This window comes from Nonomuraea montanisoli (assembly GCF_013363975.1).
GTDB lineage: Bacteria > Actinomycetota > Actinomycetes > Streptosporangiales > Streptosporangiaceae > Nonomuraea > Nonomuraea montanisoli.
In genome coordinates, this window is sequence record NZ_JABWGN010000001.1 from 189,824 (window position 1) to 202,620 (window position 12,797).

At 73.5% G+C, this 12,797-nt stretch carries 15 protein-coding genes; 9 read left to right on the plus strand and 6 right to left on the minus strand.

Annotated elements, in window-relative coordinates; translation table 11 throughout:
- Window positions 1–99: 99 nt before the first annotated feature.
- A complete protein-coding gene (locus tag HTZ77_RS00865; RefSeq protein ID WP_175587475.1) occupies window positions 100–291 on the plus strand; it encodes a hypothetical protein in 192 nt (63 codons plus the stop codon).
- A gap of 30 nt (window positions 292–321) precedes the next feature.
- Here the strand turns inward: HTZ77_RS00865 and HTZ77_RS00870 are convergent, their stop codons facing one another.
- Window positions 322–633: a DUF3817 domain-containing protein gene (locus HTZ77_RS00870; protein WP_175587476.1), complete on the minus strand. Its 312-nt coding sequence runs from the start codon at window positions 631–633 to the stop codon at window positions 322–324.
- Window positions 634–637: 4 nt separating this feature from the next.
- Window positions 638–1,420: an SURF1 family protein gene (locus HTZ77_RS00875; RefSeq protein WP_175587477.1), complete on the minus strand. Its 783-nt coding sequence runs from the start codon at window positions 1,418–1,420 to the stop codon at window positions 638–640.
- Window positions 1,421–1,537: 117 nt separating this feature from the next.
- Here HTZ77_RS00875 and HTZ77_RS00880 point away from each other — a divergent pair, with 117 nt between their 5' ends.
- Window positions 1,538–1,720, plus strand: coding sequence for a hypothetical protein (locus tag HTZ77_RS00880; protein WP_175587478.1), 183 nt, complete (start codon window positions 1,538–1,540; stop codon window positions 1,718–1,720).
- Between the two features lie 242 nt (window positions 1,721–1,962).
- A complete protein-coding gene (locus tag HTZ77_RS00885) occupies window positions 1,963–2,940 on the plus strand; it encodes an RNA-guided endonuclease InsQ/TnpB family protein (protein ID WP_268959893.1) in 978 nt (325 codons plus the stop codon).
- A 40-nt stretch (window positions 2,941–2,980) separates the two neighbouring features.
- On the opposite strand, the gene HTZ77_RS00890 is transcribed toward HTZ77_RS00885, so the two are convergent.
- Window positions 2,981–4,747, minus strand: a complete 1,767-nt coding sequence (locus HTZ77_RS00890) for a gamma-glutamyltransferase family protein (RefSeq protein WP_175587479.1) — start codon at window positions 4,745–4,747, stop codon at window positions 2,981–2,983.
- 96 nt (window positions 4,748–4,843) lie between these two features.
- On the opposite strand from HTZ77_RS00890, the gene HTZ77_RS47980 reads away from it, so the two are divergent.
- The 3 genes from HTZ77_RS47980 to HTZ77_RS00905 are packed head-to-tail and all read left to right on the plus strand — an operon-like array spanning window position 4,844 to window position 7,426.
- Window positions 4,844–5,971 (plus strand): sensor histidine kinase, encoded by a 1,128-nt coding sequence (locus tag HTZ77_RS47980; RefSeq protein ID WP_175587480.1) that lies wholly within the window; start codon window positions 4,844–4,846, stop codon window positions 5,969–5,971.
- Entirely contained in the window at window positions 5,971–6,618 is a 648-nt protein-coding gene (locus HTZ77_RS00900) for a response regulator (protein WP_175587481.1), read from the plus strand. Before HTZ77_RS47980 ends, HTZ77_RS00900 begins: the two co-directional genes overlap by 1 nt.
- Before the next feature lie 55 nt (window positions 6,619–6,673).
- Window positions 6,674–7,426 (plus strand): methyltransferase domain-containing protein, encoded by a 753-nt coding sequence (locus HTZ77_RS00905; RefSeq protein ID WP_175587482.1) that lies wholly within the window; start codon window positions 6,674–6,676, stop codon window positions 7,424–7,426.
- On the opposite strand, the gene HTZ77_RS00910 is transcribed toward HTZ77_RS00905, so the two are convergent.
- Together HTZ77_RS00910 and HTZ77_RS00915 are read right to left on the minus strand one after the other, a co-directional pair.
- The gene (locus HTZ77_RS00910) at window positions 7,401–8,639 is read right to left on the minus strand and encodes a methyltransferase family protein (RefSeq protein WP_175587483.1); all 1,239 of its coding nucleotides are present in this window, start codon (window positions 8,637–8,639) and stop codon (window positions 7,401–7,403) included. The genes HTZ77_RS00905 and HTZ77_RS00910 overlap by 26 nt on opposite strands.
- The gene (locus HTZ77_RS00915; protein WP_175587484.1) at window positions 8,636–9,547 is read right to left on the minus strand and encodes a hypothetical protein; all 912 of its coding nucleotides are present in this window, start codon (window positions 9,545–9,547) and stop codon (window positions 8,636–8,638) included. The genes HTZ77_RS00910 and HTZ77_RS00915 overlap by 4 nt, the downstream gene beginning before the upstream one ends.
- Window positions 9,548–9,628: 81 nt before the next feature.
- On the opposite strand from HTZ77_RS00915, the gene HTZ77_RS00920 reads away from it, so the two are divergent.
- Both HTZ77_RS00920 and HTZ77_RS00925 read left to right on the plus strand, forming a co-directional pair.
- Window positions 9,629–10,270 carry a TetR/AcrR family transcriptional regulator gene (locus HTZ77_RS00920; protein ID WP_175587485.1) on the plus strand — a complete coding sequence of 214 codons (642 nt, stop codon included), beginning with the start codon at window positions 9,629–9,631 and terminating at the stop codon, window positions 10,268–10,270.
- 81 nt (window positions 10,271–10,351) lie between these two features.
- Complete coding sequence (locus HTZ77_RS00925) at window positions 10,352–11,386, plus strand: sulfite exporter TauE/SafE family protein (RefSeq protein WP_175587486.1); 1,035 nt, start codon at window positions 10,352–10,354, stop codon at window positions 11,384–11,386.
- Here the strand turns inward: HTZ77_RS00925 and HTZ77_RS00930 are convergent.
- Entirely contained in the window at window positions 11,373–12,266 is an 894-nt protein-coding gene (locus HTZ77_RS00930) for an alpha/beta fold hydrolase (RefSeq protein ID WP_175587487.1), read from the minus strand. The two genes, HTZ77_RS00925 and HTZ77_RS00930, sit on opposite strands and share 14 nt — an antisense overlap.
- Window positions 12,267–12,368: 102 nt before the next feature.
- On the opposite strand from HTZ77_RS00930, the gene HTZ77_RS00935 reads away from it, so the two are divergent.
- Complete coding sequence (locus HTZ77_RS00935; RefSeq protein WP_175587488.1) at window positions 12,369–12,791, plus strand: winged helix-turn-helix transcriptional regulator; 423 nt, start codon at window positions 12,369–12,371, stop codon at window positions 12,789–12,791.
- Window positions 12,792–12,797 lie beyond the last annotated feature (6 nt).

Sequence of the window (12,797 nt, forward strand, 5' to 3'; positions counted from 1 at the left end):
ATCGCGATTCGGAACCCCGGCGCGCCCCCACTCGTTGGACCGGCGACGCAGAATGTGGAAGAGGCGGGGCGCGCGCTCCGCGTTCGGAGGATGTTGAGGATGTCGCCAGTCCAGAAGTACGCCGTCGGCGCCGGCGCCGCCGTCCTGCTTTCGCTGATCTTCCTGCCCGGGTGGCTCACGTTGCTGGTCGTCCTCGGCGTCGTGGCCGCACCGGTGGTCGGCTACCTGATGCTCGACCCGTCGCAGCGGGAGCGGCTCAAGCGCGCCCGCAGGCGCGGCATCGGCCACTGATCCCGAGCGGGGCGCGCACGGCGGCGGGGGTCAGGCCCCTGCCGCCGCCGTCTGCGCGTGCACCCGCTGGGTGACGCGCCGCTCCACGAGGAACGACAGGAACGGCACGGTGCCGCCCAGCATGATCCCCAGCATGTACGGCCAGCTCCACCGGGCCTTCATGCCCAGGTTCATGACCGCCACCAGGTAGACCATGTAGAGGAAGCCGTGGACGGGCGCCACGAACTTCGAGATGCCCTCGATGCCGAAGCCGTACCTCAGCACCATGGCCGTGCACAGCACGAGCAGCATCACGCCGACGCAGTAGGCGAGCACCCGGAAGGGCTTCAGAGCCGATTCCACCGTTTCAACCTTCCAGAACCATCTCAGGGGACTGCTTGTGGTGTTCCCGGTCCGTGCGCACGGCGTCGCGGACGAAGTGGAACCACATGAACACGGCGAACCCGGCGAAGATCCACCAGTTGGCGGCGTAGGCGAGGTTGCGCCAGGTGAGGGTGCCGCCGACGACCGGCGGCGCGACCTTGACCTGGGTCAGCGCGCCCGACGGCGGCTGGGCGACGACGTAGCCGTCACGGATCCTGCCGCCGTTCCACAGGTTGACGAGCTGGCCGGTGGACACGGTCTGCACCTGGCCCTGGGGCAGCTCCTCGGGCCGGCGCTGGACGCTGTCGGTGCCCTGCTGCGGTCGCAGCCGGCCCGAGAGGGTGACCTCGCCGGACGGGACGGCCAGCGCGGAGGCGTCGGCCGTGGCCGTCCAGCCGCGGACGACCGGGAGCAGCGTGCCGTCGCCGAGGCGGAGCGGGGTGAGCACCCAGAAGCCCCGGTCGCGGTCGACCTTGCCGCCCGGCGCGTCCACGTCGGGCTGCCGGTCGACGACGAGGAGCTGGCGGGAGGCGTCGTAGACGCCGCTCGCGGTGACGCGCCGCCCGACCGACCTGCCGTCCATCTGGGCGCCCACCGGGGCGAGCGCGGTGACGGCGACGGGCGCGGGATCGGCGGCCGCGCGCGGCTTGCCGGAGTCCTGGAACACCCCGAGCTGCCAGCGGCCGAGCAGGATGAACGCCACGAGGACCACCACCGTCAAGAGGTGGAGCCCCAGCATGCGGGGCGAGAGCACGGTCCTCAGCATGCTTCAACGCTATCCGGCGACGGGACCGGTCCCGCACCCAGCCTGCCCGCCGATCGCATGAAGCCGATCGCGAAAAAGGCACAAAATGCCACAGGTGATCCCGCTAGGCTGCTGCCCATGTCTGAGCAGCACCAGCAGCCCATCGATCCGGCGGGCACCACGCAGCAGTTCCGCGCCTTCGCGCAGCGCTCCGACCAGGAGGCCGCCGCGGAGCCCAAGAAGTCTCCCCTCGTCCCGATCATCGCGGTGGTCGCGGCCGTCCTCGTCATCGGCATCGCCGCCTTCCTCGTCCTGCGCTAGGCCGGGCGGCCTCCCGCACGGCGCCGACGGCCGGCCGACGACGACGGCCATCGGCGCTTTTCGTGCGCCCGCGTGAATATTGTCCGGCCCATGCCATACCGACCAGTCGGTTTCGCTCGATTCACCGATGTTTCCTCCTTCGGCCTTCAGGCAGAACAGGAACTCGGACTCCCGCGCAGCATGGCCAGGAAAGCCGAATCGCCGCCGTGGCGATTCGGCGTCCGATTCGCAGTGACCGCATGATGCGGGAACACGGAGAAATCTGTCGGGGCTGCTGTGTAGGTGACTTCGCCCGCTCCCGGGCCAAGGCATTGAAGGACATCAAGGCGCGGCTGCCACTCAGGCGGCGGGCAGGGATGCCGCGGTTCAAGAAGAAGGACCTGGCCCGCCCGAGCTTGAACTACAGCCGACGTGGTTTTCGGCTCAAGGACGGCCGACTCCATCTGGCGTGCGGAATCGTGCTCACGGTGGTGTGGTCTCGGCAGTTGCCCGCCGCCCCGTCGTCGGTGCGCCTCTACCGCGACGCTCTCGGGCATTGGTACGCCTCGTTCGTCGTGCCGGCGCGGGTCGAGCCGTTACCCGCGACCGGCCGGGTGATCGGGATCGACTGGGGCGTGGCCCAGATCGCGACCACCACCAGCGACGAGCATGACCTCGCGCACGCCGGGTACGGCCGCAAGGCGGCCGAACGGCTCGCCCGATACCAGCGGATGATGGCCCGCCGCAAACCTCAGCCCGGTCAGTCGGCGTCCAAGGGCTACCGCGAGGCCAGACGGCAGGCCGCCAAGGCGCACCGGAAGGTGGCCCGGCAGCGGCAGGACGCGGCGCGTAAGTGGGCGAAGAAGGTCGTGCGCGACCATGACGTGCTGGCGGTGGAGGACTTCCGGCCGAAGTGCCTGGCCAAGACCACCATGGCGCGCAAGTCCGCCGACGCCGCCATCGGCACGATCAAGGCCGAGCTGATCGCCATGGCGCGCAAGCACCGCCGCGACCTGCGCCTGGTGCATCCGGCGCACACCACGATGGACTGCGCGCGGTGCGGAGCAAGAGCCAAGCACGCACTGCCGCTGTCCGAACGCACCTACACCTGCACCACGTGCGGAGCCGTGTCCCCCAGGGACAAGAACTCCGCCCGCGTGATGCTCATCCGGGCTGGTCTGGCCCCGGCTGGTGCTGACCGCGTAAGACCCGACCGTCCGCCGGACAGTCAGGCAGCGTGAGCCAGGAATCCTCCACCCTCAACTACAGGCGGAGGAGCAGTCAACCGGCGGGCTTGACGACCAGGGCGCTGCCGCCGCCCCGCCTGACCGGCTCGGCCACCGCCCGGACCCTGCCCGGGCCGGTGAACTCCAGCGCCGTGGCCGCGCCGATCTCCGCCACACTGGCGAAGCTGTGCCCGCGCGCCTCCAGCTCGGCCCGGTGGGCCTCCAGGAAGGCCGGCTCGGCCTGCGTCTGCGTGGCGTTGCGCTGCGAGGCGCGCGGAGCGGCCACGGCCTCCGGCAGGCCCATGCCCCACACGTACCGGTTGAGCAGGATCTGCAGCACCGTCGTGATGATCGTCGCGCCGCCGGGCGAGCCGACCGCCAGCACCGGCCTGCCGTTCTGGAAGACGATCGTGGGCGCCATGGACGAGCGCGGGCGCTTGCCCGGGCCCGGCAGGTTGGGGTCGCCCGGCGCGGGGCCGAAGGTGAAGTCGGTCAGCTCGTTGTTGAGCAGCACGCCGCGGCCCGGCACGACGATGCCGTTGCCGCCGGTGGACTCGATCGTCAGGTTGTAGGCGACGACGTTGCCCCAGCGGTCCGCCACGACCAGGTGCGTGGTCTCCGGCCCCTCGGCTGCGGTCGGCGTGGACGAGCCGCCCGGGTCGGCGCAGCCGCGGTAGTCGCCGTCCGGCTCGCCGGGCTTGGCCGGCTCGGTCATCGCGAGCGGGCCGACGAGGCAGGCGCGTTCCTTGGCGAAGCCGTCGGACAGCAGCTCCTTCAGCGGCACGCCGGGGATGTCGCCGACGTACGCGTTGCGGTCGGCGAAGGCCAGCCGGGACGCCTCCAGGTACTCGTGCAGGCCGGCCTGCGGCAGCGCCTCGACGATGTTGAGCGCCTCGCCCACGGTCGAGCCGCCGGAGGACGGGGGCGCCATGCCGTACACGCGCAGGCCCTTGAAGTCGACGCGCGTCGGCTCGCGCGTCAGCGCCCGGTAGGCGCGCAGGTCGGACAGCTCCATGAGGCCGGGCCGGACGTTGCGGGTGGCGCCCGGGGCGACGGGCGGCTGCTTGACGGTGGCGACGATCTCCTTGCCGAGCTGCCCGCCGTACAGCCAGCCGGGGCCCCGTCTGCCCAGCTCGCGGTAGGTGTCGGCGAGTTGCGGGTTCCGGAAGACGGAGCCGACGGGCGGCGGCGCGCCGTTCGGCAGGTAGAGGGCGGCGGTGGAGGTGATGTCCTTGAACCTGGCCACGTTCGCCTGGGTCTGGTCGAAGAACGTCTGGTCGACCACGAAGCCCTGCGACGCGACCTCGATCGCGGGCTGGAGCGCCTGCTTGAGCGAGATCGTGCCGAACCGGCGCAGCGCCAGGTCCCACTGGGCGACCGCCCCGGGCACGCCCGCCGACAGGCCGCTGGTGACGCCCTCCTCGAACGGGATGCCCTCGAACGTCGTGGAGGTCATGGCCCGGGGCGCGGTCTCGCGGCCGTCGATGGTGTGGACCCTGCGGTGCCTGGCGTCGTAGAAGACGATGAAGCCGCCTCCGGCCAGGCCGGCGGAGTACGGCTCGGTGACGCCCAGCACGGCGCCGGCCGCCACGGCGGCGTCGACGGCGTTGCCGCCCTGCCGGAGCACGGCGATGGCGGCGCGGCTCGCGTCGTGGTCGACGGTGGCCACGGCGCCGCCGTACCCCTCGGCGACGGGCACCTTGCGGGCGGCGGTGGACGTGACGGGGACGGGAGCGGTCGAGGGAGCGGCTGCGGCCGTCGCGGGCGAGGCGGTGGCCAGCGTGGCGAGGATTGCCGCTGCGGGAGCGATCACACGGCGCATGGCCTCCACGATGGCCCAGGTACGCCCGTCGTGGTAGGGCCCCCTCCCACATGGGACGGACGCGGCGTGCCGTCCGGTTGCCTTAGCGTGGGGGACGTGCGAAAGAAGTCCCGATACGCCCCCGTCCTCGGGCTCATCGTCGCCGTGGCCCAGGTGGTGACGTCGCAGGGAGCCGCGTACGGGCAGCTGCACATCAGGAAGCCGCTGGACGCGCTGTCCTACACGCTGCTGCTCGTGGGGCCGGCGGCGCTGGTGGTGCACCGCAGGTTCCCGGTCGGCTCGGCGGCCGTCGCGCTGCTCGTCACCTACGCGTACACGTGGCTCAACTACCCGCTCGGCCCCGTCTACATCGCCCCGACGATCACGCTGATCACCCTGGTCCTGGTCGGGCGGCGGGCGGTGGCCTGGAGCTTCGCCGGGGTCACGCTCGTGGTGTTCCTCGCCTACGGGCACTTCGGGACCGTCGGGCCGCCCGGGCTCTTCCACGACCTGGCGATCACCGCGTTCATCATGCTCGTGATGGTGGGCTCCGAGCTGTGGGCGATCGCCCGCGAGCGCCGGGCGCAGCAGCAGCGCACGGCCGAGGAGGAGGCCAGGCGGCAGGCCAGCGAGGAGCGGCTGACCATGGCGCAGGAGCTGCACGACGTGCTCGCGCACAACATCTCGCTCATCCACGTGCAGGCCGCGACCGCGCTGCACCTCATCGACGACAACCCCGACCAGGCCCGCACCGCGCTGGCCACCATCAAGACCGCCTCCAAGGAGGTGCTCGGCGAGATGCGCTCCGTGCTCAACGTGCTGCGCGAGGGCGCGCCGCGCTTCCCCACCGCCGGGCTCGACCGGCTCGACGACCTGATCGGGCGCTCCGGCCTGGACGTCACCCTGCGCCGCGAGGGGACGCGTCCGCTGCCGCCGCAGGTGGAGCGCGCCGCGTACCGGATCGTGCAGGAGTCGCTCACCAACGTCGCCCGGCACGCGCCCGGCGCGCGTGTGACGGTCCGGCTCGCGTACGGCGAGCGGGAGCTGGCCGTCACCGTCACCGACACCGGAGCGACCTCCTCCCCGGAACTGTCGGCGCACGGCACCGGCAACGGCATCCCGGGCATGCGCGAGCGCGCCTCCGCCCTGGGCGGCACCCTGGTGGCCGGCCCGTCGGGCACCGGCTTCCAGGTCTCCGCCCGCCTCCCCCTCCCCTCCGACCCGCTCTCCCCCGAGGACACGTGATGATCAGGCTGCTGCTGGCCGACGACCAGGCGCTGGTGCGCGCCGGCTTCCGCGCGCTGCTGGACGCCCAGCCCGACATGACCGTGGTGGCCGAGGCCGCCGACGGCGCGGAGGCCGTCCGGCTGTCGGCCGAGCACCGGCCCGACGTGGTGCTCATGGACATCCGCATGCCCGGCACCGACGGCCTGACGGCGACCCGCCGCATGCCGGAGGGGCCGCGCGTCATCATCCTGACGACGTTCGAGCTCGACGAGTACGTCTTCGAGGCGCTGCGCGGCGGCGCCAGCGGCTTCCTCGTCAAGGACACCGAACCGGCGGAGCTCATCCAGGCGGTCCGCGTGGTGGCTGCCGGCGAGGCCCTGCTCTCGCCCAGCGTGACGCGCCGCCTCATCGCGGAGTACGCCTCGCGCGCCAAGGAGCCGCTGGCGACCGAGACGCTGCGCCAGCTCACGGAGCGGGAGCGCGAGGTGCTGACGCTGGTGGGTGCGGGCATGACGAACGACGAGATCGCGGCCAAGCTGTTCATGTCGCCGGCCACGGCCAAGACCCACGTGAGCCGCGCCATGATGAAGCTCGGCGCCCGCGACCGCGCCCAGCTCGTCGTCATCGCGTACGAGTCCGGCCTGGTCAGACCTGGCTGGGTGTGACCGGCGGGGACAAATCCGGTTGAGGCGGGCGGCCGGGAGTTGGAAGTCTGGCCGAATGCGACGGACGTTCGAGGACCTGGTGGCGGAGGCCGCGGCGGCGCCGGTCGAGGGCTGGGACTTCTCCTGGCTCGACGGCCGCGCCGGCGAGGAGCGGCCCTCCTGGGGCTACGCGCGGCTGCTCGCCGAGCGCATGGCCGGGGCATCGGCGGCGCTCGACATCCAGACGGGCGGCGGTGAGGTGCTGGCCGGGCTGCCCGTGCTGCCGCCCGTGACCGTGGCCACCGAGTCGTGGCCGCCGAACATCCCGCTGGCCGCCGCCCGGCTGCGCGCGCGGGGCGCGGCGCTGGTGGCCGACGACGAGGAGCCGCGCCTGCCGTTCCGCTCGGGCGTCTTCGACCTGGTGACCAGCCGGCATCCGGTGCGGACGTGGTGGGCGGAGATCGCCCGGGTGCTGCGGCCCGGCGGCGCGTACCTGTCGCAGAAGGTGGGCCCGCGCAGCGTGTTCGAGCTGGCCGAGTTCTTCCTCGGCCCGCTGGAGGGCTCCGCCCGCGCCCCGGAGGCGGCCCGGGCCGAGGCCGAGGCGGCCGGGCTCACCGTGGTGGACCTGCGGACCGAGCGGCTGCGGATGGAGTTCCACGACGTCGGCGCGGTGATCTATTTCCTGCGCAAGGTGATCTGGATCGTGCCCGGCTTCACCGTCGAGCGCCACCTCGCGCGGCTGCGCGACCTGCACGACCGCATCGAGGCCGAGGGGCCGTTCGTGGCGCACTCCAGCCGGGTCCTCATCGAGGCGCGCCGTCCGGAGTGAGCGTGCGGGGGCCGCCGCCCAGGGCGTCCACGCAGAGCTGGGCGAACCAGGCGACCCCCGGCAGCATGACCAGCCAGCCGATCAGCGCCCAGCCGAGGTGGACGTGGGTGAGCGCCGCGGCCAGCGCCCGCACTCCCTCCGACGTGACGCCGTCGGCCCGCTCGTAGGTGATCCGGCGCAGCCCGCGCGGGTGATCCTCCGCGGCGGCCACCTCCAGCGCGACCGGGTCCCGGCGGGCGAGCCAGCGGCCGACCGGGGCGCACTGCCCGCACGTCCGGGACACGTGGATCACCGCCGGGGGCGGCGCGACCGGCCGCAGGCGGGGCAGCCAGGGCCGCACGGCCTTCCGGTACGCCTCCCACTGCGCGCCGTACCGGGTGGCGAGCTGCTCCCCCTCGTGCCAGGCGGCCAGGCCCGCGCCGTAGGCGAACGCGACCGCCGCCGCGCCGAGGAACACCACGTCGAGGGTGGACAGCAGGAGGTAGCCGCCGGTCATGGCGGCCTGCATGGGGTTGCGCACGTACGCGTACGGCCCGCCGGTCACCAGCCGCCGCGGCGGGTCGTACGGCAGCGGCGTCCCCCCGCCGGACACCGCGAACTCGCGCACCGCGGCCAGCCCGAGCAGCCCCGGCACCGCCATGGCCTGGGCCAGCAGGCCGAGCGCCCAGGCGGGCTGCCGCCACGCCCCCGTCACCAGCAGCGGCAGCCCCACCCCCAGCCCGGCCGCGAGCGCCACCTGGGCCGCGGCCCGCGCCCGCAACCGGCGGCCGGTCCACGTCCAGCGGGCGACCAGCAGCCCGGGCACCAGCGCGCAGGCGACGGCGACCGACTCGCCCAGCAGCCAGTCGGGCCCGAGCACCAGCACCGGCCGTCCCAGGGGCATCAGCGCCAGGTCCAGCCAGGCCAGCGCGGCGGCCGTGAGCGGCACGGGAGCGCCGGGAGCGGCGAGGGCGGGCACCGCGCCCCACAGCACCGCCCAGCCGAGCAGCAGGTCGACCGGCACGCCCAGCGCCACGGCCCCCTCCGCGTGGAAGCTCCACCAGCCCAGGTGGAGGGCGAGGGCGTTGACGCCGCTCAGCGCGAGCGCGTTCCAGCCGGTGGCGAGCAGGGCGGCGGCGATCCGCGGCTCCTCCGGCCGCCGCACGGCGACGACCGCCGCCACGGCGAGGACCGGGCCCAGCAGGGCCACCGCCCTGATCAGCGCGGCGCTCATGACGCGGACGTCGTGCCGGCTCGGGCGAACGTCTCGGCCAGGTAGCCGGCCGCCTCGCCCAGCCCGTACCGCTGGATGGGGCCGAAGTACCAGGCCGGGTCGAACGTGCGCCGGTAGCGCAGCGACACGGTCAGGTCCGAGCGCGTCCACGCGAACCGGGCCTGCTCCAGGTCCAGCCACCGCGCCAGCGTCGTGTCCGCCACCACGTCGAACACCACCACGCCCGGCCCGCGCTCCTTGACCCGCAGCGTCATCGAGCGCGGCTCCAGGGGAGCGCCGATGCCGAGCGAGCGGCGCGGCGTGAAGGTGATCCGCCGGGTCGCCCCCACCTGGAGTCCCTCGCCCTCGGCCGCGAGCGGTCGCGGGAAGCCGAGGCGCAGGAACGCCGACTCCACCGGCGGGAACCGCGGCGCGAGCGCCAGCGCCGCCTCGACGTCCGCGCCGCCGGTGTGGCGGGTGACGGTGACCATGTTCTCCCTGGGCAGCGAGGTGACCCCCGTGGCGCCCTCGCTGACCAGGGCGAACAGCAGCGGCGTCACCAGCAGACCGACCCCGGTCCCCTTCGTGCGGAAGAAGTCGATGCCCAGCCCCACGAAGAGCCCCACCAGGTAGAACAGCGGCGCCGCGAAGACCAGGCAGACGATCCCCTCCCCCAGCAGCGGCCCGGAGAGCGCCAGCCCGATGGTGATCACGGCCATGGTCGTGCCGAGCGCGCTCTTCGGCCGCGCGGCGAGCGCCACCGTGATCGCGATGACGGCGGGGATGCCCACGTAGAACGCCGCCGACTGCTCCAGGTGCCCCACGTGCAGCACCCGGTAGGCGAGCAACGCGGCGAACAACGCCGCCAGCGCACCGGCCAGCACCTGACGTGACCTGCGCTGATGCGCGCGATCCGGTTCCGCGGACATGACAGACTCCTTGAGCGATCGGTTTAATCAAGTGATTAAACCGTATGATGAGGCGCACCGAACCGGCAAGAGGGAAGATCGATGACGAAGCAGGCAGGGGCCGAGACCCGGGAGCGGCTCATCGAGGCCGCCGCGGAGACGCTGCGCACGGAGGGCTACGCCGGCACCAGCGCCCGCACCATCGCCAAGGCCGCCGACGTGAACTCGGCGCTGGTCTTCTACCACTTCGGCGGGGTCGACCCGCTGCTGCTCGCGGCGCTCGACCGCTCCTCCGAGCAGCGGATGGCCGCCTACGAGGCCGCCGTGGCCGGGGCCCGCACGCTGGAGGAGCTGGTCTCGGTCGCCACCGAGATCTACCGGGCCGACCTGGAGGGCGGCCACATCACGGTGTTCTCCGAGCTGGTCGGGGCCAGCATCGCCCGGCCCGAGCTGCGCGAGGAGATCGTGCGGCGGTCGGAGCCGTGGATCGCGTTCGTGGAGCGCAACCTCGACCGCGTCATCGGCGGGTCGCCGCTGGCCAAGCTGCTGCCGCCGCGCGACCTCGCGTACGCGGCGATCACCTTCTACCTGGGCGTCAACCTCTTCACCCACCTCGACGCCGACCGGTCGCGCACGGAGGCGCTGTTCGCGCTGGCCGAGCGGGTCGCGCCGCGCGCCAAGCTGCTCACCGTGCGCCTCCCCCGCCGCCGCGGGTCCAGGTCCGGCGACACGGGAGAGACATAACTCTCACTGGCCGCATCCGGGACACCACGTTAGGTTGCCGGTAGAGCGCCGTCAGGGCGCCGACGGGAGTGGAGGGCGAGGATGCAGGCGGCCGCTCTGCTCGTCTCCGGGCTCGCCGCCGGCCTTCTCGCCGGCACCGCGTCCTGCACGGCGGTCCAGGGCGGGCTCCTCGTGGGCCTGTCGGACCCCTCCTTGTCCGGGCCCTCAGCCGGGCCGGACAGGCCGGGCGGGACGGCTGTGGCGGCCCGGGTCGTCATCGGGTGGTTCCTGCTGGGCCGGTTCGCGGCCCACACCGTGCTCGGCGCGCTGCTCGGGTGGCTGGGCGCGGCCGTGCAGCCGCCGCCGCCCGTCCGCGCGGCCCTGCTCGTGGGCGCGGGGTGCGCGGTCGTCGTGTTCGCCGTACGGCTGCTGCGCGGCCCACGCCATGCCTGCGGCCCGCGCCACGCCTGCGCCCCGGACCACGCCTGTGCCCCGGACCACGCCTGCGCCCCGCACGACGGCGCGCGGCTCGCGCGGGCACGCGACCGGCTCGCCCGGGGGCATCCGCTCGCCCTGGCCGGGTCGCTCGGGGCGGCCACCGTGCTCGTCCCGTGCGGCGTGACGCTCGGCGTCGAGATGGTCGCGGTCACCAGCTCCTCGGCGCTCGGCGGGGCAGCGGTCATGGCGGGGTTCGTGGCGGGCAGCGCGCCCGCGTTCGCGTTGCTGGGGTACGTGTTGCGGCGCGTCTCGCGCACCCGCGTGGCCCGGCTGGCCGGCGTCGTGGCCCTGGCCGCCGGGCTGTGGACGGCGGGCTCGGGGCTCAACCTGGGCGGCTGGCTCCCCGGCGGCACTCCCCCCGCCGAGGCGGTCACCGGCGGGGACAGGCCCGCAGAGGGGCCGGTCACGGTGTGGGCGACCCGCGACGGCTACCGCCCCGGGCTGGTCAGGGCCCCGGCGGGCGTCCCGGTCGAGATCGTCTTCAGGCTCGCCGACCCCGGCGGCTGCACCCGTACCGTCACCATCGACGGCCGCGACGTGCCCTTACCCGCGACCGTGCGGCTTCCGCCCCAGCCGCGCGGAACGCTGCGCTACGTCTGCGCGATGGGCATGTACACAGGCTTCATCACCTTCTTTTGAGCCCTGGGGAGGAATCGCGGGACGGATCGCCGGGATCGGCGGAGAGGAAGGGAGCGAGGAGCGCGAACAACGCGTCGGGGCGGTCGAGGGGGATGATGTGGCCGCAGTCCTGGAGATGGTGTCCGACCAGGTCATCGGCGATGGGACGGAGCTGGCGCTCGAGCGCGGTGCCGACGGGGTGAGAGCCGACGGCCATGGTGGGCATGGTCAGCCGAGCCGTCGCGACGGCGTCCTGGATCTGCCGCGCGCTGGTGGGCAGGGCCCGGTAATAGGAGAACGCGCAGCGCAGGGCCTCGCTCCCGGTGTACGCGTGGACGAAGGCGGCGCGGATGTCGTCGGGTACTCCTCGCCCGAGCGTTCCCGAGTCGAGGAACCAGTCGATGTACGGGGCCTCGTTGCCGGCCAGGACGGTCTCGGCGAGGCCGGGGACGGCGTGGAAGCCGAACCACCACGGGGCGCCGCCCGCGACGACGTCCTCTGCCCCGGGCAGGCGGCCGAGCAGCGCTTCCATCACGACCAGGCGCCGGACGAGGCCGGGCCGGCGGAGCGCGAGCAGGACGGCGGGGGCGGTGCCCGCGTCGATGCCGACCACCGCCGCCGAGGGCTCGCCGAGTGCGTCGAGCAGCCCTTCGGCGTCGGCGGCGAGGGTGCCTGCGTCGTAACCCTCGACGGCACGTGCACTGGCGCCGAAGCCTCGCAGGTCCGGGGCGATGACCCGGTACCGCCCGGCCAGCCGGCCCATGAGGCCGCTCCAGAGTTGCCAGGTGTGCGGGAAGCCGTGCAGCAGGAGAACCGCAGGTCCGTCCCCGGCGATCGCGACGTTGAGTCGGACGCCGTTCGTCGTGATGCGACGCAGTCGGTGTGCGGTGGTGACGGGCATGACGGCTCCCCGGCTGGTGGTTACCATTGGTGACCACAAAACGATAGGTAACTTTCCGGCCGCTTCCTAGACGGCACTTTCAGGGAAGGTGGTGAGCCACAGGTGACCACCCGAGGAGCCCGGGCCGCCGGTCGTGGGGTACGTGGCGATCTCTTCGATCCCCACTGCCCGACGCGGCAGTTGCTGGACCGCATCGGCACGAAGTGGACGTCCATGGCCGTCAAGACGCTCGCCGACGCCGCACCGGACGAGGTGCGCTTCGCGGAGCTGAGACGCCGGATGCCCGGCGTCTCGCAGAAGATGCTGTCCGTGACGCTGCGAAGCCTGACCCGCGACGGGCTGGTGTCGCGCCGGGTCGAACCGACCGTGCCACCGCGGGTCTTCTACCGGCTCACCGGACTCGGGCTGTCCCTGGAAGCCGCGCTTGCGGGGCTGCGGACCTGGGCGGAGGAGCACATGGCCGAGATCGACCGCGCCAATGAGGCCAACGGCCAGGAGGTCGACGAGGGCCCTGACACCACGTAGGAGATG